Source organism: Actinacidiphila sp. bgisy160 (assembly GCF_057707815.1).
Genome location: NZ_JBYIQW010000005.1, coordinates 40,844 through 62,264, shown reverse-complemented (window position 1 = coordinate 62,264; position 21,421 = coordinate 40,844). Strand labels below are relative to the sequence as shown.

At 72.2% G+C, this 21,421-nt stretch carries 20 protein-coding genes and 6 pseudogenes; 11 read left to right on the top strand and 15 right to left on the bottom strand.

Annotated elements, in window-relative coordinates:
* Positions 1-51: 51 nt before the first annotated feature.
* Positions 52-1,053 carry a helix-turn-helix domain-containing protein gene (locus AC3EUJ_RS06995; protein ID WP_431960104.1) on the bottom strand — a complete coding sequence of 334 codons (1,002 nt, stop codon included), beginning with the start codon at positions 1,051-1,053 and terminating at the stop codon, positions 52-54.
* A 314-nt stretch (positions 1,054-1,367) separates the two neighbouring features.
* Between AC3EUJ_RS06995 and AC3EUJ_RS06990 the strand changes: the two are divergent.
* Positions 1,368-1,526: pseudogene (locus AC3EUJ_RS06990) on the top strand (DUF255 domain-containing protein); the annotation flags it as partial.
* A gap of 33 nt (positions 1,527-1,559) precedes the next feature.
* On the opposite strand, the gene AC3EUJ_RS06985 reads toward AC3EUJ_RS06990, so the two are convergent.
* Positions 1,560-1,967, bottom strand: coding sequence for a PIN domain-containing protein (locus AC3EUJ_RS06985; protein ID WP_431960103.1), 408 nt, complete (start codon positions 1,965-1,967; stop codon positions 1,560-1,562).
* On the bottom strand, positions 1,964-2,239 hold the full coding sequence (locus AC3EUJ_RS06980) for a hypothetical protein (protein ID WP_431960102.1): 276 nt from the start codon (positions 2,237-2,239) through the stop codon (positions 1,964-1,966). The genes AC3EUJ_RS06985 and AC3EUJ_RS06980 overlap by 4 nt, the downstream gene beginning before the upstream one ends.
* On the opposite strand from AC3EUJ_RS06980, the pseudogene AC3EUJ_RS06975 reads away from it, so the two are divergent.
* The 4 genes and pseudogenes from AC3EUJ_RS06975 to AC3EUJ_RS06960 all read left to right on the top strand — a co-directional run.
* Positions 2,205-2,372 (top strand): annotated as a pseudogene (locus AC3EUJ_RS06975) (DUF6086 family protein); the annotation flags it as partial. The gene AC3EUJ_RS06980 and the pseudogene AC3EUJ_RS06975 overlap by 35 nt on opposite strands.
* A gap of 74 nt (positions 2,373-2,446) precedes the next feature.
* Positions 2,447-2,626, top strand: coding sequence for a hypothetical protein (locus AC3EUJ_RS06970; protein WP_431960257.1), 180 nt, complete (start codon positions 2,447-2,449; stop codon positions 2,624-2,626).
* A 74-nt stretch (positions 2,627-2,700) separates the two neighbouring features.
* Positions 2,701-4,728, top strand: a complete 2,028-nt coding sequence (locus tag AC3EUJ_RS06965) for a thioredoxin domain-containing protein (RefSeq protein ID WP_431960101.1) — start codon at positions 2,701-2,703, stop codon at positions 4,726-4,728.
* A gap of 282 nt (positions 4,729-5,010) precedes the next feature.
* On the top strand, positions 5,011-5,193 hold the full coding sequence (locus AC3EUJ_RS06960; RefSeq protein ID WP_431960099.1) for a hypothetical protein: 183 nt from the start codon (positions 5,011-5,013) through the stop codon (positions 5,191-5,193).
* A gap of 1 nt (position 5,194) precedes the next feature.
* Here the strand turns inward: AC3EUJ_RS06960 and AC3EUJ_RS06955 are convergent, their stop codons facing one another.
* From AC3EUJ_RS06955 to trhA, 3 genes are all read right to left on the bottom strand, one after another.
* Complete coding sequence (locus tag AC3EUJ_RS06955; protein WP_431960098.1) at positions 5,195-5,815, bottom strand: acyl-CoA-like ligand-binding transcription factor; 621 nt, start codon at positions 5,813-5,815, stop codon at positions 5,195-5,197.
* Positions 5,812-7,353 carry an MFS transporter gene (locus AC3EUJ_RS06950; RefSeq protein WP_431960097.1) on the bottom strand — a complete coding sequence of 514 codons (1,542 nt, stop codon included), beginning with the start codon at positions 7,351-7,353 and terminating at the stop codon, positions 5,812-5,814. Before AC3EUJ_RS06950 ends, AC3EUJ_RS06955 begins: the two co-directional genes overlap by 4 nt.
* 172 nt (positions 7,354-7,525) lie before the next feature.
* The gene (gene trhA, locus AC3EUJ_RS06945) at positions 7,526-8,227 is read right to left on the bottom strand and encodes a PAQR family membrane homeostasis protein TrhA (protein WP_431960096.1); all 702 of its coding nucleotides are present in this window, start codon (positions 8,225-8,227) and stop codon (positions 7,526-7,528) included.
* A gap of 254 nt (positions 8,228-8,481) precedes the next feature.
* On the opposite strand from trhA, the gene AC3EUJ_RS06940 reads away from it, so the two are divergent.
* Entirely contained in the window at positions 8,482-10,323 is a 1,842-nt protein-coding gene (locus AC3EUJ_RS06940) for a phosphoenolpyruvate carboxykinase (GTP) (RefSeq protein WP_431960095.1), read from the top strand.
* 203 nt (positions 10,324-10,526) lie between these two features.
* Here AC3EUJ_RS06940 and AC3EUJ_RS06935 read toward each other — a convergent pair whose 3' ends face one another.
* The 3 genes and pseudogenes from AC3EUJ_RS06935 to AC3EUJ_RS06925 all read right to left on the bottom strand — a co-directional run.
* Complete coding sequence (locus tag AC3EUJ_RS06935; protein ID WP_431960094.1) at positions 10,527-10,928, bottom strand: SCO4983 family protein; 402 nt, start codon at positions 10,926-10,928, stop codon at positions 10,527-10,529.
* Positions 10,929-11,019: 91 nt separating this feature from the next.
* Positions 11,020-12,231: a pyridoxal phosphate-dependent aminotransferase gene (locus AC3EUJ_RS06930; protein ID WP_431960093.1), complete on the bottom strand. Its 1,212-nt coding sequence runs from the start codon at positions 12,229-12,231 to the stop codon at positions 11,020-11,022.
* Between the two features lie 97 nt (positions 12,232-12,328).
* Positions 12,329-12,793: pseudogene (locus AC3EUJ_RS06925) on the bottom strand (amidohydrolase family protein); the annotation flags it as partial.
* Positions 12,794-12,922: 129 nt separating this feature from the next.
* Here AC3EUJ_RS06925 and AC3EUJ_RS06920 point away from each other — a divergent pair.
* On the top strand, positions 12,923-13,495 hold the full coding sequence (locus AC3EUJ_RS06920) for a GNAT family N-acetyltransferase (RefSeq protein ID WP_431960092.1): 573 nt from the start codon (positions 12,923-12,925) through the stop codon (positions 13,493-13,495).
* Between the two features lie 286 nt (positions 13,496-13,781).
* Here the strand turns inward: AC3EUJ_RS06920 and AC3EUJ_RS06915 are convergent, their stop codons facing one another.
* Complete coding sequence (locus AC3EUJ_RS06915; RefSeq protein ID WP_431960091.1) at positions 13,782-14,072, bottom strand: zinc finger domain-containing protein; 291 nt, start codon at positions 14,070-14,072, stop codon at positions 13,782-13,784.
* A gap of 55 nt (positions 14,073-14,127) precedes the next feature.
* Between AC3EUJ_RS06915 and AC3EUJ_RS06910 the strand changes: the two genes are divergently transcribed.
* The 3 genes and pseudogenes from AC3EUJ_RS06910 (at position 14,128) to AC3EUJ_RS06900 (ending at position 15,864) form a co-directional block, all read left to right on the top strand.
* Entirely contained in the window at positions 14,128-14,502 is a 375-nt protein-coding gene (locus AC3EUJ_RS06910; RefSeq protein WP_431960090.1) for an ArsR/SmtB family transcription factor, read from the top strand.
* A 143-nt stretch (positions 14,503-14,645) separates the two neighbouring features.
* Positions 14,646-15,080 (top strand): annotated as a pseudogene (locus tag AC3EUJ_RS06905) (ArsA-related P-loop ATPase); the annotation flags it as partial.
* 19 nt (positions 15,081-15,099) lie between these two features.
* Positions 15,100-15,864 (top strand): ArsA-related P-loop ATPase, encoded by a 765-nt coding sequence (locus tag AC3EUJ_RS06900; RefSeq protein ID WP_431960089.1) that lies wholly within the window; start codon positions 15,100-15,102, stop codon positions 15,862-15,864.
* On the opposite strand, the pseudogene AC3EUJ_RS06895 reads toward AC3EUJ_RS06900, so the two are convergent.
* Positions 15,865-16,014, bottom strand: a pseudogene (locus tag AC3EUJ_RS06895) (ACR3 family arsenite efflux transporter); the annotation flags it as partial.
* Positions 16,015-16,248: 234 nt separating this feature from the next.
* Between AC3EUJ_RS06895 and arsB the strand changes: the two are divergent.
* Positions 16,249-17,349 (top strand): ACR3 family arsenite efflux transporter, encoded by a 1,101-nt coding sequence (arsB, locus tag AC3EUJ_RS06890; protein ID WP_431960088.1) that lies wholly within the window; start codon positions 16,249-16,251, stop codon positions 17,347-17,349.
* Between the two features lie 94 nt (positions 17,350-17,443).
* Here arsB and AC3EUJ_RS06885 read toward each other — a convergent pair whose 3' ends face one another.
* The 4 genes and pseudogenes from AC3EUJ_RS06885 to AC3EUJ_RS06870 all read right to left on the bottom strand — a co-directional run bounded on the left by AC3EUJ_RS06885 (position 17,444) and on the right by AC3EUJ_RS06870 (position 21,216).
* Positions 17,444-17,884 carry a universal stress protein gene (locus AC3EUJ_RS06885; protein ID WP_431960087.1) on the bottom strand — a complete coding sequence of 147 codons (441 nt, stop codon included), beginning with the start codon at positions 17,882-17,884 and terminating at the stop codon, positions 17,444-17,446.
* A gap of 259 nt (positions 17,885-18,143) precedes the next feature.
* Positions 18,144-19,022 (bottom strand): DUF4158 domain-containing protein, encoded by an 879-nt coding sequence (locus AC3EUJ_RS06880; RefSeq protein WP_431960085.1) that lies wholly within the window; start codon positions 19,020-19,022, stop codon positions 18,144-18,146.
* Positions 19,023-19,150: 128 nt separating this feature from the next.
* Positions 19,151-19,838: pseudogene (locus tag AC3EUJ_RS06875) on the bottom strand (amidohydrolase family protein); the annotation flags it as partial.
* Between the two features lie 127 nt (positions 19,839-19,965).
* On the bottom strand, positions 19,966-21,216 hold the full coding sequence (locus AC3EUJ_RS06870) for a type III PLP-dependent enzyme domain-containing protein (protein WP_431960084.1): 1,251 nt from the start codon (positions 21,214-21,216) through the stop codon (positions 19,966-19,968).
* Positions 21,217-21,421: the final 205 nt, after the last annotated feature.

Below are 21,421 nucleotides of genomic sequence, written 5' to 3'. Positions count from 1 at the left end.
GCAGGGCCCCGCCGGATCAGCCCGGCGGGCCCCGCCGTCGTCTCCGCCGCCTCAGAGCCAGTCGCGGCGCGCCGCGTGCCAGCCCAGCTGCATGCGGGTGACGACACCCGCGAGGTTCATCAGGCCCTGGATGCGCCGTTGGACGGTGCGCTTGCTCACCCGCAACTGCCCGGCGATCGCCTCGTCGGTCATGCCGGCGACCATCAGGGAGAGCAGGTGCCGGTCCTCCGCGGCCGGCGACGCCGGGTCCTCCGGCCCCGCGCCGCCGATCCGCCCCTCGTCGGTCACCCGCAGCGGGGCGCCGACCTCCCAGTAGTGCTCGAACAGGTCGATGAGCGCCTCCAGCAGGCTGCTGTCCCGTACCAGCGCCGCCTTCAGCTCCCGGGGGCTGCCGCCGGGAGCGCCGGAGGGGGCCAGCGGCAGGACGGCCACCGACCGGTCGGCGATCGCCAACCGCAGGGGCAGCCGGGGCACCGCGCGGGCGACCTCCCCGGCGCGCACCCCCGTGACGACGTTGTCGACGGAGCCGGGGTCGTCGAAGTACGCCTGCTCGTACAGGACCCGGTAGAGCACGCCCCGGTCGTGCGCGGCGAACTGCTCCTGGTTGCTCTCCGGGGACATCGCCACGTAACCGGCCTTGCAGAAGCACAGCATCTCGCGGCGGGCGCCGTCCTGGAGCTGACGAAGGCGCTGCCGCAGCGCGGCGGCGCCGTCGATGATCTCGACGGTCTGGCCCACGCCCCGGGCCCGTGCGACGCGGCGGTACGTCTCCACCATGTCGAACACGGCCGCCCGGGTCTGGTCCAGGGCCTCCGCGTGGCGCTGGAGCCGCGGCACGAGGGCGACCTCCGGCGGGATGGCCGCGTACCAGCCCGGGCTCTCCTCCACCGCGTACGCCAGCCCCTTGGCCTCCAGCGCGCCCAGCAGGCGCAGGACCACCGGGGCGTCGAGGCCCGTACGGCCGGAGATCTCCCCGGCGGACGCCGACTCGGCGACGAGCAGCAGGCGGTACACGTCGCCCTCGGGGGCCGTGAGGCCGACCGTCTCCAGCATGTTGTCCCTCTCCCAGCACCGTCCAGCCGTCGATTCCATCAGCATGACCGGCCCTGGACAACGTCCGTTGCCGCGGGCAACCGGGCTCGCCGCGCTGTGACGGCGATGGGGAACCCCCTGACGGGGGCCGGCCCCAAGGCGGTGCCGTGGTGCGGGGGAGCGGCGGTCTCTTCCTCCTCGGCCTGGCGGTCAGTGCGGCCACTCGCCAGCCGGTCCGGCCGCGCGAGCACTGAGCCGACGCCCTTCCGCCCCGTACGTGCGCCGCCCCTGTGGCGCATGGGCGGGGCGGAGGCCGGGTGCGCAAGGATGCGGGTATGCCGAACCGACCTGCGCAGGCCACGTCCCCGTACCTCCTCCAGCACGCGGACAACCCCGTCGACTGGTGGCCATGGTCGCCGGAGGCGTTCGAGGAGGCGCGGCAGCGGGACGTGCCGGTGCTGCTCAGCGTCGGGTATTCGTCTTGTCACTGGTGCCAGTGACTGCGTAAAGGCAGTAGTCCGGGCCCCTCAGACATTGACGACGCCTACGCGATCGCCGCACAGTTTCGACCAGTCGTCACGGTCCGAGGTGAGGACCAGAACGGGGGTCGGGGAGCGCAGAGCCATCGCCGCGACGAGAGCGTCGATCGCGTACTTGTGTCCGTGGAGACCACCCGCGTCCAGCAGCAGGCGCACGGCGGTCATCGAGTCGGCTTGGCTGACCGGCTCGACCTGGAGCCGGGAGAGGACCCAGCTGAGCCGGGCGACATCCGTTTTGCCGTGGACAGCCTCGACCACGGTGAGAACGGAGACGAGGACCGGCACACCGGCCCGGCGGGATGCCTCGATGCGGGTGACCATCCGCCGGTCATTGCCGAGCAGGAGGGACAGCGCCTGGGAGTCGAGCACCAGGGATCGGGCCGTGGGTTCCTTCACGCGGCGCTCTGTCCGGTTCCATGGGACTGCTCTTCGTCGCCGAAGAGTTCACGGTGTGCCGCCTCGATCTCCTGATCGGTGAGGGCGCCGTGCTCGGCCTCGTGGTCGGCGACGATCTCGGCCAGTCCGTCCATGGCGAGCTGGTGCCGGACCGCTGCGGTGATGTAGGCGGACACGCCACGTCGGCCGGCGCGCTCGCGCAATGCTCCGACCAGTTCCGAAGGCAAGGACACGGAGATGTTCTCGGTCGTCCCGGATCGGTTCGTCTGCATGAGGCCAGTGTACGACAAGAACTATTACAGTTCGAGGCGGCGGGCTGAGGCGGAGCTGGGTCTTGCCTCGGGGATCGGGCCGATGGAGAACGATGAGTGCCAGGTCGAACCCGTAGCGTTCGCGGTCTTCGCCTCCGCTCTTCTGACACGGCACCGGCGCACCAGGCACGCCGTCATCCGGGCACTTTCCGACGTTTTGTCGTCACGGTGCTCGCTCTCGCGGAACGGGCAGCCATCGAACTGGACTGGACGGATTCGGGTGTCGCGGCGCAAGGCGAGCGGGATGTCCAGGTCTCCGCGCTCCCCGACCTGGTCGACCGTGGCGACGCGCAGGGCAGGCGGCTGCGTGAACGAGTGCGGGAAATCGACCGGGCCATGGCGCGTTGACGAGACACCCGCCGGACCCGGGCAGCGGGGCGGCAGTGGCCGGGCCGGCGCTACCGGCATGGCAGAGTGGAAGCATGAATCGACTGGCTGGTTCCCGGTCGCCGTACCTGCTGCAGCACGCCGACAACCCCGTCGACTGGTGGCCATGGTCGCCGGAGGCGTTTGAGGAGGCGCGGCAGCGGGACGTGCCGGTGCTGCTCAGCGTCGGGTATTCGTCTTGTCACTGGTGCCATGTCATGGCCGGCGAGTCCTTCGAGGACGAGGCGACCGCCGCGTACCTCAACGAGCACTTCGTGTCGGTGAAGGTCGACCGCGAGGAGCGCCCCGACGTCGACGCCGTCTACATGGAGGCCGTGCAGGCGGCGACCGGGCACGGCGGCTGGCCGATGACGGTCTTCCTGACGCCCGAGGGCGAGCCGTTCTACTTCGGCACCTACTTCCCGCCCGCCCCGCGGCACGGCATGCCCTCCTTCCGGCAGGTGCTGGAAGGCGTGGAGGCGGCCTGGCGCGAGCGGCGGGAGGAGGTCGGGGCGGTCGCGGCGAGCATCGTGAAGGACCTGGGCGGACGCTCGCCGGCCCTCGGCGGTACGGCCGCCCCCGGAAAGGAGCAGCTCGCGGCGGCACTGCTGGGGCTGACCCGGGACTACGACCCCTCGTACGGCGGGTTCGGCGGGGCGCCCAAGTTCCCGCCGTCGATGGCCCTGGAGTTCCTGCTGCGGCACCACGCCCGCACCGGCTCCGAGGGCGCGCTGCAGATGGTGCGCGACACCTGCGAGGCGATGGCCCGCGGCGGCATCTACGACCAGCTCGGCGGCGGCTTCGCGCGCTACTCCGTGGACCGCAAGTGGGTCGTGCCGCACTTCGAGAAGATGCTCTACGACAACGCCCTGCTGTGCCGGGTCTACGCCCACCTGTGGCGCGCCACCGGCTCCGACCTGGCCGGCCGGGTCGCCCTGGAGACCGCCGACTTCCTCGTCCGCGAGCTGCGCACCCACGAGGGCGGCTTCGCCTCCGCGCTCGACGCCGACAGCGACAGGCCGGGCGGCGGTCACGGTGAGGGCGCCTTCTACGTCTGGACGCCGGCGGAACTGGAGGAGGTCCTCGGCAAGGAGGACGCGGCGCTGGCGGCCGAGTTCTTCGGGGTGACCGAGGACGGCACCTTCGAGGAGGGCGCCTCCGTGCTCCAACTGCCCGCCGACGGGGGCCTGGTGGATGCCGGGCGGATCGCCTCGGTGCGCGAGCGGCTGTTCGCCGCCCGGGAGGGGCGGCCCCGCCCCGGCCGGGACGACAAGGTCGTCGCCGCCTGGAACGGCCTGGCGATCGCCGCGCTGGCCGAGACCGGCGCGTACTTCGAGCGGCCGGACCTGGTCGCGGCCGCCGTCGAGGCCGCCGACCTGCTGGTGCGGGTCCACATGGACGAGCACGGTCGGCTCGCCCGGACCTCGCGGGAGGGCACGGTGGGCGGCAACGCCGGCGTGCTGGAGGACTACGCCGACGTCGCGGAGGGCTTCCTCGCGCTCGGCGCGGTGACCGGCGAGGGCGTGTGGCTGGACCTCGCGGGGCTCCTGCTCGACTCCGTGCTGCGGCACTTCACCGGGGAGGACGGCGCCCTCTACGACACCGCCGACGACGCCGAGACGCTGATCCGCCGGCCCCAGGACCCGACCGACAACGCCGCCCCCTCGGGCTGGACGGCCGCGGCCGGCGCGCTGCTGTCGTACGCCGCGTACACCGGCTCGTCCCGCCACCGCGAGGCCGCCGAGCGGGCGCTGGGCGTCGTGGGGGCCCTCGGCGGCCGGGTGCCGCGGTTCATCGGCTGGGGGCTGGCCGTCGCGGAGGCGGCGCTCGACGGCCCGCGCGAGGTCGCCGTGGTCGGCCCGGCGGGCGACGCGGGTACGGCGGCGCTGCACCGTGCCGCGCTGCTGGGCACCGCCCCGGGCGCGGTGGTGGCGGTGGGGGAGCCCGGCACCGAGGAGTTCGTGCTCCTGGCCGACCGCCCGCTGCTCGGCGGCCGCCCCGCGGCCTACGTCTGCCGGCACTTCGTGTGCGCGGCCCCGACCGCGGACCCGCAGGCCCTGGCGGAGCGACTCGGCACGCGCTGAGGCACTCCGGCAGGGGCGCTCGCCGCCCGCGGCCCGGGGCGGCCACGACGCCACCGGGCTGCCCCCGGCCGCGTGTCCGGCGCGAGCCGGCCGGCCGGTGAAGCGGCCCCGTCGGGAGCGCCGTTGCGCGCGTCCGATCGGTGCGGGGGTGGCGGATGCCTTCCGGACCCCGGCGGCGGGGACGGTGCGTGCACGCCGCCGGGGCCCCGTCCGCGTGGTCGTCGGCGCCGGTCGCGGTGAACGTCTCCGGGCGCGGCCGGTTACGGCACGGCGGGCGTCTGCGTGCCGGCCGCCTTCCCGGGGGCGGTCGCCCGCACCTCCTGCGCCGCCCGGGCCGCCGGCTCGGCGCGCAGGGCCTACCCGTTGCCGCTGAGGGCGAACCGGACGCGGGACCCGCTGCGGCTGGACACCGACCACGACGGCCGGGCCTGTGTCCACGGGGACCAGGGGGTGAGCCGCCGGTGAGTCAGGCGGGCGGACGGCAGAGGTTGGCCGCGAGCAGTTCCAGCGAGCGGTCGAGGACGGCGGCGAGGTCCGCGCCGCCGTCCGCGTCGAGCCAGTGGAAGATGGCCTCGGACCAGGCCCCGATCAGCGCCCCGACGACGACCCGGATCTCGAAGTCGTCCTCGGGGCGCCCGAGGCGCTCGGCGGTGACGGAGGCCAGCAGCCGGCTGGACTCCTGGATGTTCTCGCCCATGCGGGCGCGGACGGCGGGCACCGAGCGCACCAGCCGGAGCCGCTGCCGCATCTCCTCGAACTCGCCCTCGTCGGCGAGCATCTCGCGCAGCGGGCCCAGCAGGGCGTGCCGCAGCGAGGCGACGATGGGCTCCTGTGCCGGACGGGCGCGCAGTTCGGCCACCATGACGGGGTCGTATTCGTCGGAGAGGACGATGTCCTCCTTGGTGGGGAAGTACCGGAAGACCGTGCTGGCCGAGACCTCGGCCGCGTCCGCGATCTGCTCGACGGTGGTGCCGTCGTACCCCTGCGCCTCGAAGAGCCGGTAGGCGGCCCGGCGGATGGCCCGCCGGGTCCGGATCTTCTTGCGCTCGCGGAGGCTCGGTCTGGTCGGTACGGTCACGCTGGTCATTGTCGTGCATCGGCGGCGGGCGGGACCATCCGCGCGGTGCCCGGAACCTCCAGCGCACCGCGGGCGTCGGGGAGGAAGAGCGCGGTCAGCACGGCCGCCACGAGCGAGGCGGCCGCGCCGGCGAGCAGGGCGAGGTCCATCCCGTGCACGTACGCCGCGTCGGCCGAGGCGGCGAGCGCCGGGTCGCCGAGGGCGGCCGCGATGGCGTGCGCGGCGCCCACGGAGCCCGAGGCCGCGTCGGCGGCCGCCGCGGGCAGGCCCGTGGTGTCGACGCGGTCGCCGTAGGCGCCCGCCAGCAGGCTGCCCAGGAGGGCGACGCCGATGGCGCCGCCGGTCTGCCGCAGGGTCATCAGCAGTCCGGAGCCGCTGCCCGCGCGGTCCCGCGGCAGCGCGCCCAGCGCCGCGTCCATGGCGGGGACCATCGCGAAGCCGAAGGCGAAGCCGGTGACGGACAGCCACAGCGCGGTCGCCCCGTAACCGTCCTGTACGTCCGTACGGCTGCCGAGCACCGCCGCCGCGGCGAGCAGGAGCAGCCCCGCCGTGACGACCGGCCGCGACCCGAACCGTGCGACCAGCGGCGCGCTGCCCCGGGCGGCGACGAGCAGGCCGCCCATCATCGGCAGCAGCCGTACGCCGGTGCCGAGGGCGTCGTTGCCGAGGACGGCCTGCAGGTACTGCGGAAGGACGAAGAGCAGGCCGGTGAGGATGAAGGTCACCAGCGTCGCGGCGACCGCGTTCCACAGGAAGCCCCGCTGCCGCAGCAGGCCGAGGTCGAGCATGGGCCGCTCCAGCCGGCGTTCGCGCAGCACCAGCCCGGTCAGCAGCGCGACGGAGGAGAACAGTGTCAGCAGCACGAGCGGGTCGGCCCATCCCCGGCGGGGCGCCTCGATGATGCCGAAGACCAGGGCGCCGAGCCCGGCCACCGCCAGGACACCGCTCGGCGGGTCGACGCGGGGCGTGGCGGGGTCGCTGGTCTCGGGCAGCAGGAAGAGGCAGGCGGCGATACCGAGGAGGACGAGCGGGATGTTGACCACGAACACCGAGCCCCACCAGAAGTGGTCGAGCAGGGTGCCGCCGATGATCGGCCCGAGCGGCATCCCCAGCGCCATCGAGGCGGTGACCGCGCCGACGGCCTTGGGGCGTTCCTCGGGCCCGAACAGCGAGGGCAGGACGGACAGGGCCAGCGGCATGACGAGTGCCGCGCCCAGGCCCATCACCGTGCGGGCGGCGACGACCGGTCCGGGACTGCCCACCAGGGCGCCGAGCACCGAGCCGGCGAGGAAGATCCCGAGCCCGGCGACGAGCATCCGGCGCCGCCCCCAGCGGTCGCCCAGCAGCCCCGCGGGGAGCATCGCGGCGGCGAAGACCACCGTGTAGCCGTCGACGATCCACTGCTGGTCGCCGGTGTCCGCGCCCAGCTCGGCGGCCATCGTCGGCAGCGCGACGTTGAGGATCGTCATGTCGAAGCCGAGCACGAGCATGCTCGCCACCAGGGCCCCGAGGGCCCACCAGCGCCTTGGATCGGCCGTCGTCGTCATGCCGGGTCTCCTCCGGAGGGCACGGGCCCGGGCACCCGGGCAGCATGCGAAGTAGAAAGCCACCATCAAATGGCAGTGACTTTCAAAAAAGAGTAGCTGTCACTCCGGGCATGCGAAAGGCCCCGCGGACCGCCGTCGCGGTCCGCGGGGCCTTCGGGCGGCCGCGGAAGGGCTACGCGTGGTTGTAGGCCACCAGCGAGATGCCGACGTAGTGGACGATGAACGCGGCCAGCGTGAACGAGTGGAAGACCTCGTGGAAGCCGAAGAAGCGCGGCGAGGGGTTGGGGCGCTTGGTCCCGTAGATCACCGCTCCGATGCTGTAGAGCAGGCCCCCCACGACGATCAGGACGAGCACGGCGATGCCGCCGCGCCGCATGAAGTCGGGCAGGAAGAAGACCGCCGCCCAGCCGAGCGCGATGTAGCAGGGGGTGTAGAGCCAGCGCGGCGCGCCCACCCAGAAGACCCGGAACGCGATGCCCGCCAGGGCGCCGGCCCAGACCAGCCAGAGCAGCACCTCCTGCTTGCCGTCCGGCAGCAGTAGGAGCGTGAAGGGCGTGTAGGTCCCCGCGATGATCAGGAAGATGTTCGCGTGGTCCAGCCGGCGCAGCACCGCCGAGGCCCGGGGGCCCCAGTCGCCGCGGTGGTAGAGCGCGCTCACGCCGAACAGCGCGCAGGCGGTGAGGGTGAACACGGCGCAGGCGATCCGCCCGCGGGTGCTCTCGGCGAAGGCGGTCAGGGCGACGCCCGCGACAAGGGCGGCGGGGAACATCCCGGCATGGAGCCACCCCCTCAGCTTGGGCTTCAAAGGGGCGGCGGCGGATGCGAGTTCTTCAAGGGCGGCGGGCACAACGGGAGTCTCGTCCACGGAGCTCATGAAATCAATGCTAGCTACGGTTGCGTAGGTTACCGATCCGTAGTACGCGGTGTCGCCGGGCGTTGGGAGTGGCGATGCTCACCTCACGCGCCCTGGACAGATCGCGTTTCCTGTCCTGATACTCATATGAGTGCGGACGGCACCGGATGAGCATCCCACGACAGCAGCATCCGGGTCGCAGCCCCCAAGGGGCCGACAACACACCCTCGGAATCTGACGCCAGGTGAGTGCACACCGGGCGGAACGGAGCGATCGTGGCGCGCGTCAATGCGGCTCCCACCAATCACCAGGATCTGATCGCATGGGTCGGCGAGATAGCCGAGCTGACCCAGCCGGACGAGATCGTGTGGTGCGACGGCTCCGAGGAGGAGTACCAGCGCCTCGCGGACGAGCTCGTCTCGAAGGGCACCTTCAAGAAGCTCGACCCGATCAAGCGCCCCAACTCGTACTACGCCGCCTCCGACCCGACCGACGTCGCTCGCGTCGAGGACCGCACCTTCATCTGCTCGGAGAAGGAGCAGGACGCCGGCCCGACCAACCACTGGAAGGCCCCCGCGGAGATGCGGGAGATCTTCACCGGCCACAACGGGGGTACCTCCCGGGCCGAAGGCTCCGGGGGCCTTTTCCGCGGCGCCATGCGCGGCCGCACCATGTACGTCGTCCCGTTCTGCATGGGCCCGCTCGGCTCGGAGCTGTCCGCGATCGGCGTGGAGATCACCGACTCCGCGTACGTCGCCACCGCCATGCGGACCATGACGCGCATGGGCCAGGACGTGCTCGACGAGCTCGGCGAGGACGGCTTCTTCGTCAAGGCCGTGCACTCCGTCGGCGCCCCGCTGGAGCCCGGCCAGGAGGACGTCCCGTGGCCGTGCAACTCCACCAAGTACATCTCGCACTTCCCCGAGAGCCGTGAGATCTGGTCCTACGGCTCCGGGTACGGCGGCAACGCCCTGCTCGGCAAGAAGTGCTACGCGCTGCGCATAGCCTCGGTCATGGCCCGGGACGAGGGCTGGCTGGCCGAGCACATGCTCGTCCTCAAGCTCACGCCGCCGCGCGGGGAGGCCAAGTACGTCGCCGCGGCCTTCCCGAGCGCCTGCGGCAAGACCAACCTCGCCATGCTGGAGCCGACCATCCCCGGCTGGACCGTGGAGACCATCGGCGACGACATCGCCTGGATGCGCTTCGGCGAGGACGGCCGCCTCTACGCGATCAACCCCGAGGCGGGATTCTTCGGCGTCGCGCCGGGCACCGGCGAGCACACCAACGCCAACGCGATGAAGACCCTGTGGGGCAACTCGGTCTTCACCAACGTCGCCCTCACCGACGACAACGACGTCTGGTGGGAGGGAATGACCGAGGAGCCCCCGGCCCACCTCACGGACTGGAAGGGCAACTCCTGGACGCCGGAGTCCGCGACCCCGGCCGCCCACCCCAACGCCCGCTTCACCGTCCCCGCCGCGCAGTGCCCGACGATCGCCCCGGAGTGGGAGGACCCCAAGGGTGTGCCGATCTCGGCGATCCTCTTCGGTGGCCGCCGCGCCTCGGCCGTGCCGCTGGTGACCGAGTCCTTCGACTGGCAGCACGGCGTCTTCCTCGGCGCCAACGTCGCCTCCGAGAAGACCGCCGCCGCCGAGGGCAAGGTCGGCGAACTGCGCCGCGACCCGTTCGCCATGCTGCCGTTCTGCGGATACAACATGGGCGACTACTTCGGCCACTGGATCGGGCTCGGCCAGAAGCACGACCCCGGCAAGCTCCCGAAGATCTACTACGTGAACTGGTTCCGCAAGGACGCTGACGGCCGGTTCGTGTGGCCGGGCTTCGGCGAGAACAGCCGCGTGCTGAAGTGGATCGTCGAGCGTCTGAACGGCCAGGCCGAGGGCGTCGAGACCCCGATCGGCGTACTGCCGGCCGCGGGCTCACTGGACACCACCGGTCTGGACATCTCCCAGGCGGACCTCGACCTGCTGCTCTCGGTCGACGTCGACACCTGGCGGCACGAGGCCTCCCTCATCCCGTCCCACCTGGAGACCTTCGGCGACCACACGCCGAAGGAGCTGTGGGACGAGTACCGGGCCCTGGTCGAGCGCCTGGGCTAGGAGGACACGGCCTGTGCCCCGCCGATTCCGGGCGGCCCGACCCTCCTCGTGCGTGCGGCGCTGGCGGGCGGCCCGGCGGTAGGCATGGCCCGGCCGCGGGATCCCCGACCCTGACCGTCGCCCCGCGGGCGGGCCGCGCCGACCCTCACACCGAGGGCCGGGACCGGAGGTCACGACCTGTGGTCCCGGCCCTCGGGCGGTTCCTAGGCGGCTGTGGTGTGGACCGCGATGTGGCGCTCGGCGAGCGCCGCGGCCTCCGCGTTCTGGCGTGACTCGGCGACCACAAGCGCCCGGCCGGCGAGCGCGCGGGCCCTGCGGTGCAGGGCCGCCACCACGGCTGCCTCAGCCCGCCCCCGCCCGGCCGGAGCCGGGGAGAGCCGCAGCGGGGGGCGCCCTTGGTGCAGGCCCGCCACGGCCTGGGCGAGCTGCTCCGCGGCACGGTCGAGCTCCGGGCTGGACTCCAGCGCCCGCAGTTCGTCGGTGACGGTCAGCAGGGCGGCGAGGTGTCCGGCGAGCTGGAGGTCCAGTTCCTCGTCACGACTGCGTCGCGGAAGGGTGGGCGCCGCCGTCGTATGGACCGATTTGGTGCGGATCGGCTCGTACATGGGTGCACTCCTCCTGCAATAAGGAGTACATCCTACCTTGGACTCAGTCCAAGGAGGGAGTGTTCGGACGTATTGGGCCGCCGGCCCCGGGTCAGGGCTGCCCGTAGCCGTCCAGGAAGCGCGCGATCCGCCCCACCGCGTCCGCCAGGTCCTCCTTCGCCGGCAGCGTGACCAGGCGGAAGTGGTCCGGCTCCGGCCAGTTGAAGCCGGTGCCCTGCACCACCAGGATCCGCTCGGCCCGCAGCAGGTCCAGCACCATCTGCTGGTCGTCCTTGACCTTGTAGACCTTCGGGTCCAGCCGCGGGAACGCGTACAGCGCGCCCTTCGGCCGCACGCAGCTGACCCCGGGGATCTGCGTCAGCAGCTCGTAGGCCATGTCCCGCTGCTCGGCCAGCCGGCCGCCCGGCAGCACCAGGTCCTTGATCGACTGCCGGCCGCCGAGCGCGGTGGCCACCGCGTGCTGCGCCGGGACGTTCGCGCACAGGCGCATGTTCGCCAGGATCGTCAGGCCCTCCAGGTAGCTGGTCGCGTGCTCCTTCGGGCCGCACACCGCGAGCCAGCCGCTGCGGTAGCCGGCCACCCGGTACGCCTTCGACAGCCCGTTGAAGGTGAGCGTCAGCAGGTCGGGGGCGATCGCCGCGGTCGGGGTGTGGGTCACGTCGTCGTAGAGGATCTTGTCGTAGATCTCGTCCGAGCAGACGATCAGGTTGTGCCGGCGGGCGATGTCGGTCAGCTGCCGCAGCAGCTCGTCGTCGTAGACGGCGCCCGTCGGGTTGTTCGGGTTGATGATCACCAGCGCCTTGGTGCGGTCGGTGATCTTGCGCTCGATGTCGGCGAGGTCGGGGAACCAGTCCGCCTGCTCGTCGCAGCGGTAGTGCACCGGGGTGCCGCCGGACAGCGAGACCGCGGCCGTCCACAGCGGGTAGTCGGGCGCCGGGATCAGCACCTCGTCACCGTCGTCCAGCAGCGCCTGCATCGCCATCTGGATCAGCTCGGAGACGCCGTTGCCGAGGTAGATGTCCTCGACGTCCAGCTCGATGCCCTTGGTCTGGTAGTGCTGCATGACCGCGCGCCGAGCCGGGAGGATGCCCTTGGAGTCCCCGTAGCCGTGCGCCCCGCCGAGGGAGCGCAGCATGTCCTCCAGGATCTCCGGCGGGCACTCGAAACCGAAGGCGGCCGGATTGCCGGTGTTCAGCTTCAGGATGCGGTGACCTGCCGACTCCAGCCGCATGGCCTCCTCCAGCACCGGGCCGCGGATGTCGTAGCAGACGTTGGAGAGCTTCGTGGACTGGATCACCTGCATGCCCGTGAGCTTACGGCCACGTACCGCGGACCGCCCCGTGTTCTTGGCCACGTATGCGCCGAATGGTGACGTGCCGCTGCCTTCCCGGCCCGCGTTCGTTGCGCACCGAACGACCGGCGAGGACGTCCGTCCGGCGGCCGTCCTCGATGACGAACCGGCCGTCGACGAGCACGTACGGGATGCCCGTGGGAAGCGTGCGCGGCGCCTCGTACGTCGCGCCCGCGGCGACCGTCCGCGGGTCGAACAGCACCAGGTCCGCGCGGTGGCCCTCGCGGACCAGGCCGCGGTCGGACAGGCCCAGCCGGGCCGCGGGGCGGCCGGTGAGGTGCGCGACGCACTCCTTGAGGCCCAGCACGCCGAGCTCGCGCACGTAGTGGCCGAGGTAGTGCGGGAAGGTGCCGTACGCCCGCGGATGCGGCTTGTCGCCGACGAGCAGGCCGTCGCTGCCGCCGGTGTGGACGCGGTGGCGCATGATCGCCCGGACGTTCTCCTCGTGGCCGACGTGCTGGAGGACCGTCGTGCCCAGGCGGTCCTCCAGCAGCAGCCGGCGCGCCGTCGCGAAGTCCGTCAGCCGGCGCCCCACATGACGGCCCTGTTCTCGTATAGCTGCGGCGAGGGGACAAGTAGCTCAGCGTGACTTCAGGGCCTGACGGATGGTCGGGGGCGAGCGTGACGCGGCAGGATGCTCCGCATGACATTGCCCACCCCCGAGCTGCACACCGCCCGCCTGCGACTGCGGCCGTTCACCGACGCCGACGCGGCGCCGCTCTACGCGCTGCACAGCAGCGCCCACGTGCTGCGTTACTGGGACTCCCCGCCGTGGATCGAACCGGCCCGCGCCCAGCGCTTCATTGCGACCTGCCGGACGATCGAGGAGGAAGGCACGGGAGCGCGGGTGGCCGTCGACCGCGTCTCCGACGGCGCGTTCATCGGCTGGTGCGGCCTGACCAGCTGGAACCCGGACTTCCGCAGCGCATCCCTGGGCTACGTCTTCGACGCCGCCGCGTGGGGCCATGGCTACGCCACGGAGACCGCGCACGCCGTCCTACGGTGGGCGTTCGACACCCTGGACCTGAACCGCGTCCAGGCCGAGACCGACACCCGCAACATGGCGTCCGCCCGGGTCCTGGAAAAGCTCGGCTTCGTCCGCGAAGGCACCCTCCGCGAGGACTGCGTCGTCAACGGCGACGTCTCCGACTCCTGGGTCTTCGGCCTCCTCCGCCGCGAGTGGCACCCGACGGCCACGCCGACGGCCGACCGCTAGGACCGAGACCTGCCCGCCTTTCGGTCCGCACCCCCCGCCGAGGTCACCGTGGGCCGCTCCGGCGAGCTCAACGTCCTCGCTGGGGCAGCCGCAGGACGCCAGAGAGAGTTCGACGAGACGATCGCACGGGCTATTGATGCTCTCGCCACTACCGAAGGCGCGGATGAGCAAGGGCCAGACGCCCCCGAGGCCGGATGAGACACGGCCCCGACAAACAGACCGACTTACGAGGCGAGTCATCCGTTCAAGAGCGGGACACTTTCACATGAACACGTCTCATGCCCGGCTATCGGGCGTAGCCGATCCGAATGTCGGCGGTCGGGGTGTCGGGGGCGATGGGCGCCGGGGGTGGGGTGCCGGGCCGCCACGGCTGCCCCGGTCCGCGGTCGGCCGGGGTGGCCACCCGCAGCAGCTTCGCCAGCCGAGGCACCTTGGTGAAGCGGCCGGTGTGATAGGTGCCGGCGACCGCACCACTGCGCGAGCGGCGGGGTGATCCGGGATCAGCGCCGCAGCGCGGGCACGGGTGGCGTTCGATGTCGTCCGCGTCGGACGCGAGTGCGGGCTGAGGGCCCGTCATAGGTCCGGAGTCTCGCACCACCCCGCTCTGGTTCGACATGGGTCAACATAGACGTATGTCGAATGCGAAGGTGCTGCCGCTGCTGGAGCCCGCCGACGGCCAGGGCGTGGCGCCATGCTGCCCGCCGCTGACCGAGCGCCCGATGACCGCCGAGGAGGCCGAGACGGCCGCGCGGATGTTCAAGGCGCTTAGCGACCCGGTCCGCCTGCGGCTGTTCTCCGCGGTGGCCTCGCATGAAGGCGGCGAGGCGTGCGTGTGCGACATCTCCGATGTCGGTGTCTCCCAGCCCACGGTCTCCCATCACCTGAAGAAGCTCAAGGAGGCCGGGCTGCTCGCCTCCGAGCGGCGCGGTACCTGGGTCTACTACCGGGTCGAGCCGTCCGTGCTGGCCGCGATGGGCAGGCTGCTGACCATCCCGTCGGCCGCATGAGCAAGACGTGGGGTCCCATGCCGCCGTGGTCCTTGTGACCAGGAAGCGCCACAGTGCCCGCCGGCATGCGCCGGGCGGGAGAATGAGAACAGAAACGGTCCGGTGCCGCGGGCCGCGTCGGCAGGTGACGGGAGTCGTACGCCATGAACACTCATGCCGGCAGCACCGGCCGGGAAACCGCCGTTCCGGCCGCTGTCCTGCCGGCGCTCGACTGGATGTCCTGGCCGACTCCGTTCGTGTTGTTCACCGGCAAGGGAGGGGTTGGTAAGACCACCATCGCGGGCGCCGTTGCCGTGGCCCTGGCCGACGCAGGCAGGCGGGTCCTGCTCGTCAGCACCGACCCGGCGTCCAACCTGGGTGATCTGCTCGGTACAGCCGTTGGCCCCGAACCTGGCACCGTGCCGGGGGTGTCCGGTCTCGCTTTGATGAATCTCGACCCCGAACAGGCGGCGGCCGCCTACCGCGAGCGTGTGCTCGGGCCCTATCGCGGAGTCGTGACCGCTGAGGAGTTGCGCGGCATCGAGGAGCAGATGGCGGGAGAGTGCACGGTCGAGGTGGCGGCCTTCGACCGCTTCACCCAGCTGATCGCCCATCCACGTGCTGTTCGACACCGCGCCCACCGGTCACACGCTGCGGCTGCTGAACCTGCCCAGCGCCTGGTCGCAGTACATCGAAACCAGCGATGCCGCCGCGGCGAGCTGTGTGGGACCGCGTTCGGGACTGGCGTCACAACGGGACCAGTATCACCAAACCGTGGAGGGACTCGGCGACCCTGCCCGTACGACCATGGTGCTGGTCAGCCGTCCCGAGTCCGGGGCCCTGGCGGAGGCGGCGCGCGCGGGAGCGGAGCTGGCGGCCCAGGGCATCCGTAACCAGCGCCTGATCGTCAACGGCCTGTTCACCCGCCCGCTCGCCGGGGACGGCGTCGCACAAGCCCTGGCTGCGCGGCAGCAATCGGCCTTGGCCGCCCTGCCCCAGCAGCTGCGCGAGGTCCCGGCGGCCTCGGTCGAGCTGTCCGCGGCAGACCTGACGGAGGTGCCCGCCCTGCGGGCCCTGCGTGCCGGACCCCCGGACGGCGGCCGCCCCACCGGCCGGGCCGCCGCTGCGGCCAAGGGCGCGGAAGAAGGCATGTCACTGTCCGCGCTGGAAGCCCTCGTGGACGAGCTGGCGGCCGGTGAGCCGGGAGCCGTCCTGGTCGTGGGCAAGGGCGGCGTGGGCAAGACGACCATCGCGGCTGCGATCGCCACGGGACTGGTACAGCGCGGGCACGAGGTGCACCTGTCCACCACCGACCCGGCCGGGCGGCCCGCCGCTGACAGGCGGTGCCAGGCCGCTTCGGTCCGGGGCCCACGCGGCGATTGATCACCTGGGCACAGGCCTGTCAGCCGACGGCCTGCGGTCCGGCTCGCTGGGGTAGAAGCGGCGGCGGGCCCACAGCGCGACGTAGACCAGGGCGACAAGCACGGGCACCTCGATGAGCCGTCCGACGACGCCGACGAGGGCCTGCCCGCTGTGGCTCCGAACATGCCGATCGTGAGGAGCCGGGGAATCTCGGCACGGCACGCATGGCTCATGGCTCCGCCGCGATCACGCCGTCTACGGTTGAGCTGTAGGCGTGCTTCGCAGTGTTCGGCCGCTGAGCCTCCAGCACCACCCCGCAACGGGCGGCACGCGTGCGCTCTGCGAAATCGGGGGAGGCTGCTCCGGTTGGGGTCGGCCGGAGCCGATGACGAGGAGGTGACTCTCATGGCCGAACCCAAAACAACCGACAAGACGGGCACACCCGGCGAGCGGGCCGTGCTGGCCCAGATGCCGAGACTGGACCGGTTCCTGCCGCTGTGGATCGCGGCCGCGATGGCCGCCGGGCTGCTGCTGGGCCGGGCCGTCCCCGGGCTGAACACCGTGCTGAACAAGGTCGCCATCCACGGCACCAGCCTGCCAATCGCGCTCGGACTGCTGCTGATGATGTACCCGGTGCTGGCCAAGGTCCGCTACACCGAGATCCGAAGGATCACCGCAGACCGGCGGATGATGGCCGCCTCCCTGGCCCTGAACTGGATCATCGGCCCGGTCGTGATGTTCACGCTCGCCTGGCTGCTGCTCGCCGACCAGCCCGCCTACCGCACCGGCGTGATCCTGGTGGGACTGGCCCGCTGCATCGCGATGGTCCTCATCTGGAACGACCTGGCCGGCGGCGACAGGGAGATGGCCACTGTGCTGGTCGCCCTCAACGCCGTCTTCCAGGTCCTCGCCTACGCCGCACTGGGCTACTTCTACCTGCGGGTGCTGCCCGGCTGGCTGCACCTGCCGACCACCAGCCTGCACGCCTCCCTGATCGACATCGCCGGCACCGTCGCGATCTTCCTCGGCATCCCGCTCGCCGCCGGCTACCTCACCCGCACCCTCGGCGAACGACGCCGCGGCCGGGACTGGTACGAAAGCCGTCTCCTGCCCAGGATCGGGCCCATCGCCCTGTGGGGCCTGCTGTTCACCGTTGTCATCCTCTTCGCCCTGCAGGGCAAGAAGATCACCTCCGAGCCGCTGGACGTCGCCCGCATCGCGCTGCCGCTTCTCGCCTACTTCGCGATCATGTGGTCCACCGGGTTCGCGGTCAGCCGCCGACTGCACCTCTCCTACCCCCGCACCGCCGCTCTGGCGTTCTCCGCAGCCAGCAACGACTTCGAACTGGCCATCGCGGTCGCGATCGGCGTGTTCGGGGCCACCAGCGGGCAGGCCCTCGCCGGCGTCGTCGGACCGCTCATCGAGGTGCCCGTGCTCGTCGGCCTGGTCTACGTCGCGCTGTGGGCCCGCCGCCGCTTCTACCCCAGCGAGCCGGACGGGCCCTGAACCGCTTGCTGACCGGCCCGCACCAGGTCATCAGCCGCCGCGTGCCACCGCGCTCCCCACGCGTCCTGACGGCCTCCCCGAGCAGCGGTCCGAGTCAGTCAGTGGGAGAGGTGCGGACGATGACGACCGGGCAGTGGGCGTGGGTGGCGACGCGCTGGCTGACGGAGCCGAGCAGCGTGCCGGCGAAGCCGCCGTGGCCGTGAGAACTCACGACGACCATGGCCGCCCCCGCGGATGCCTCGATCAGGACGGCCGCGGCATGTCCCTTGACCGCCTTGCTGCCCATGCCGGCGGGGCGTTCCTCGGCGGGCAGGCGGGCCACGGCTGCCTCGACGACCGCCCTGGCCCGGCGTTCGAGCTCCGCGTCGGGCGAAACCACCTGGCCCACGATGCCCTCCCACGCGTGGATGACCTCCAGAGGAGCTTCGTGGACACGGGCTTCCTGCGCCGCCCAGCGCAGTGCCCGGTCAGCGGATGCGGAGCCGTCAGTACCGACGACAATGGGGGCCTTTCCACTGCTGGGGAGCGTGGTCATGGCGTCCTCCGAGGAAGAGGTCGGGCGGTGTACCAGACAGCGAGAAGCAAGCACAGCCCAGGCTCGCCGCTTGTGGCCATGGGCTTCGCGGGCGACGCCGGTGCGGTCGCACCATCAATATTCGAAACCCGGCAGTCGGCGCACGCAACTTGTCAGTGATGGCATCAAGCGGCCGTGGGACTGGTGGGCTCGCATGTCTATGTGTCGCGTATTCGAGCGGAGAGCGCCGCGGTGGGTCACTCTGTGTGTGACCTGACCGTCACAGGAGCTGTGCGACAGCGCGGGCGGCGTCACGGGTCGGGCGGCCGACGCCGATGAGGGTGGCGGAGGCCGGACCGGTCCAGTCGCCGTAGCCGAGCAGGTGCAGCCGTGGTTCGCAGAGGGCGCGCGTGCCGTCGGTGGGGATATGTCCACGTGGGCCGCGCAGGTTCAGCGGGGCGAGGTGGGCCAGGGCCGGGCGGAAGCCGGTGCACCAGATCACCGCGTCGGCGCCGTGCTGGCTGCCGTCGGCCCACCGGACGCCTTCGGCGGTGAGCTGGGCGAACATCGGCTGCGCGTGCAGGAGTCCGGCATCGCGGGCGGCACGGACGGGCGGCACAGCGACGATGTCGCCGAGCGAGGCCACACCGCCGGTGTCGCTGCGGTCTTCTTTGAGGGCGCGGCGGCGGGCGGTGGCGACGTCGAAGAGGGCGCGGCCGTCGATGTCGTCGGCCAGGAACCGCGGTGGGCGCTGCGTCACCCACGTCACCTCGACGTGGCCGTCCAGGGCGAGGTCGGCGGCGATCTGGGCGCCGGAGTTGCCGCCGCCGACCACGATCACGTGCTGGTCGGCCTCGGTGTTCGCCCGGAACCCGTACGCCGCCCGGATCTTCCCCCGATGCCGCTGGATCGCCTTGCTCTGCCAGTCGTGCTCCGCCCAAGCCCCCGCCGGGACCTTCACCTGCTGGGCTACGTACTCCACCGCGGCGGCCGGCACCTCCTTGGCCGACTCCGGGAACCGGGCCTCCACCTCGAAGAACTTCAGCAACAACGCGAACCCGAGCCGGGTCGCCCCGGACTTGTTCCGCACCCGCTTCATGTCGTCTTCGAGCAGCGTCCAGACCTCGATCAGGTCCTCCGGCTTCCAGTCCTGCCGCACCCGCGCCCCTCCACCCCGACCGAGATCACTCGTTCAGCTCAACGAGGTGGCCAGCCAGCGGAAACGAGGACCAGGGCAATCACGCAGCGCTACATGTCCGTTCGCCGTAGCTATACGAGAACAGGGCCATGACCGGCCAGCGCGGGCTCGCGCACCCCGGAGATCTCGAGCGTCGGCCACTCCACGGGCACGCCGTGGCAGCCGTCCGACCCCTCCACCTCCATCGCGTGCCGGATGCGCTCCGCCTGTGCGTCGTCCCGCAGCCGGGCCAGGGTCGCCTCCGGGCCGCCCTCCGTCGCCCAGCCCGGCCGCCGCGAGCGTCGTGCATCCCGGCAGGTAGGGATACGTGTCGAGGGTGATGTCCGCCCCCGCGGCGAGCGCCTCGTCCAGCAGCGCGAGCAGCTCCGGCGCGCGGCCCGCGTTCACACCGAAGTTCATCGTGGCGTGCGCCAGGTGCAGGGCGCAGCCCGCCTCCCGGGTCACCGCGATCATCTCCGCGTAGGCGTCGAGCGCACCGGAGCCATAACTGCGGTGGTGCGGGCAGTAGTAGCCGCCGTGGGCGGCCACGACCCGGCACAGCTCGGTCAGTTCGGCGCCCGAGGTGTACATCCCCGGGGTGTACGTCAGCCCGGACGACATCCCCACGGCGCCCTGCGCCAGCCCCTCGGCGACCAGTTCCCTCATCCGGTCCAGCTCCGCCGAGGTCGCCGGGCGGTCCTCCCACCCGACGGCCAGCATCCGCACAGTGCCCTGCGGGACCAGGTACGCGGCGTTCACGGCGATGCCCCGGTCCAGGCGGTCCAGGTACTCGCCGACGCCGGCACCGGATGACATGAGGGTGAACCGCGAGCGCGCCGTCCGCACCCGGCAGCAGTGCCGAGGCGTCGACGTCCGGCACACCCGCCGCGGGCGCGGACGACCCGCACACGACAACCGGCCGTCATCAGAAGAACGTGCGGACGAAGTCCTTGACGACCCCACCCTCCCCGACCACGGGAATGAGCTGCCACTTGTCGAACGCCGTGCACGGATGCGACACCCCCAGCCCCACCCAGTCGCCGACCGCCAGGCCCCGCGCCCCGGGGGCGACGTCCACGAACGCGTGCTGGTCGGCGAGCTTCGTGACCGTGAGCCCGGCCGCCGGGACGGCGGAACCGTCGGGGCGGCGCACGACCTGCGGCACCGGGAGGCCGAGGTCGTACGGCGCGTCGCGCTTGCCCGCGTTGAGGAGGGCGAGGCCCGGCTCGGGCCGGGAGAGCACCTGCGTCCAGAGGCGGAAGGCCGGTTCGAGCGCTCCCTCCGCGGGGATGCGGTCGTGGAACGGTGTCAGATCGCGGTAATGGACGTCGTCGTGGGTGACGTACGCCCCGGACCGCAGGAGCCGCAGTACCGGCAGGGACAGGTCCCCGAGCGTGCCGAAGGCGTCCGCCACCGCGTCGAACCACTCGCTGCCGCCCGCGCTCACCACGATCTCCCCGGCTCCGGCGAACCGCCCGGCCGCGTCGAAGTCCCGTGCGAGCGCCACCAGTTCGCCGAGCCACCCGCGTGGGTCCGGTGCCGCCGCCTCGTAGCCCGCGACGCCGACCAGCCGCAGGTGCCGCGCCGTGGCGACCGCGTCGGCGACGCGCGCCGCCTCCGCGGGGCCGCGCACGCCGGCGCGGCCCGCCTCCGCGCCGAGTTCGACGACGACGTCCACGACCTCCGTGAGGGCCGCGTCCATCAGCTCCACCCCGCGTACGGAGTCCACGTAGCAGAGGAAGCGGAACTCCGGGTCGCCGGCCAGCTCGCGGGAGACCCAGCGCAGTGCCGCCGCGTCGACCAGCTCGTTGGCGAGGAAGACGCGCCGCACGCCGAACGCCCGGTAGACCCGCACCTGGTGCGGGGTCGCGGCGGTGATGCCCCACGCGCCGTGGCCGAGCTGGCGGGCGAAGAGCTGCGGGGCCATGGAGGTCTTGCCGTGCGGTGCGAAGGCGAGGCCGTGCTCGCCGGCCCAGCCGGCGAGCTGGTCGAGGTTGTGCTCCAGGGCGGGCTCGGAGAGCGTGAGCAGCGGGGTCGTGAAGCCGCCGTCGAAGACGGAGCGGCGCTCGGCGGCGAGTTCGCCCAAGGTCAGGCCGTCGGCGTCCGGCGGGAGTCCCTTGAAGCGGTGGTCCACGCGCTCCCGCTGCAGCGCGTCGATGCCCGTGACCTGGTCCATCCCGCCTCCGTCCAGCGTCGTTGCAGTATGTGCGACGACCGTTGCGTGCCGTGTTCCCCGCTGTCTAACATCCCGGCGGACACCGGGTCAAAGGTGCGCGGAGAGGGGCGGAAGTGACCGTGGCCGTGGCCGTGGACGTCGTGTGCGTGGGCGAATCCGTGGTCGACTTCGTCCCCTCCGCAGCCCGGGCAGTGCCTCGCGCGGT

Coding starts and splice junctions, on each gene's coding strand:
- AC3EUJ_RS06995 (WP_431960104.1), bottom strand. CDS start 1,053: ATGCTGGAGACGGTCGGCCTCACGGCCCCCGAGGGCGACGTGTACCGC.
- AC3EUJ_RS06980 (WP_431960102.1), bottom strand. CDS start 2,239: ATGCAGACGAACCGATCCGGGACGACCGAGAACATCTCCGTGTCCTTG.
- AC3EUJ_RS06965 (WP_431960101.1), top strand. CDS start 2,701: ATGAATCGACTGGCTGGTTCCCGGTCGCCGTACCTGCTGCAGCACGCC.
- AC3EUJ_RS06955 (WP_431960098.1), bottom strand. CDS start 5,815: ATGACCAGCGTGACCGTACCGACCAGACCGAGCCTCCGCGAGCGCAAG.
- AC3EUJ_RS06950 (WP_431960097.1), bottom strand. CDS start 7,353: ATGACGACGACGGCCGATCCAAGGCGCTGGTGGGCCCTCGGGGCCCTG.
- trhA (WP_431960096.1), bottom strand. CDS start 8,227: ATGAGCTCCGTGGACGAGACTCCCGTTGTGCCCGCCGCCCTTGAAGAA.
- AC3EUJ_RS06935 (WP_431960094.1), bottom strand. CDS start 10,928: ATGTACGAGCCGATCCGCACCAAATCGGTCCATACGACGGCGGCGCCC.
- AC3EUJ_RS06930 (WP_431960093.1), bottom strand. CDS start 12,231: ATGCAGGTGATCCAGTCCACGAAGCTCTCCAACGTCTGCTACGACATC.
- AC3EUJ_RS06920 (WP_431960092.1), top strand. CDS start 12,923: ATGACATTGCCCACCCCCGAGCTGCACACCGCCCGCCTGCGACTGCGG.
- AC3EUJ_RS06915 (WP_431960091.1), bottom strand. CDS start 14,072: ATGACGGGCCCTCAGCCCGCACTCGCGTCCGACGCGGACGACATCGAA.
- AC3EUJ_RS06910 (WP_431960090.1), top strand. CDS start 14,128: ATGTCGAATGCGAAGGTGCTGCCGCTGCTGGAGCCCGCCGACGGCCAG.
- arsB (WP_431960088.1), top strand. CDS start 16,249: ATGGCCGAACCCAAAACAACCGACAAGACGGGCACACCCGGCGAGCGG.
- AC3EUJ_RS06885 (WP_431960087.1), bottom strand. CDS start 17,884: ATGACCACGCTCCCCAGCAGTGGAAAGGCCCCCATTGTCGTCGGTACT.
- AC3EUJ_RS06870 (WP_431960084.1), bottom strand. CDS start 21,216: ATGGACCAGGTCACGGGCATCGACGCGCTGCAGCGGGAGCGCGTGGAC.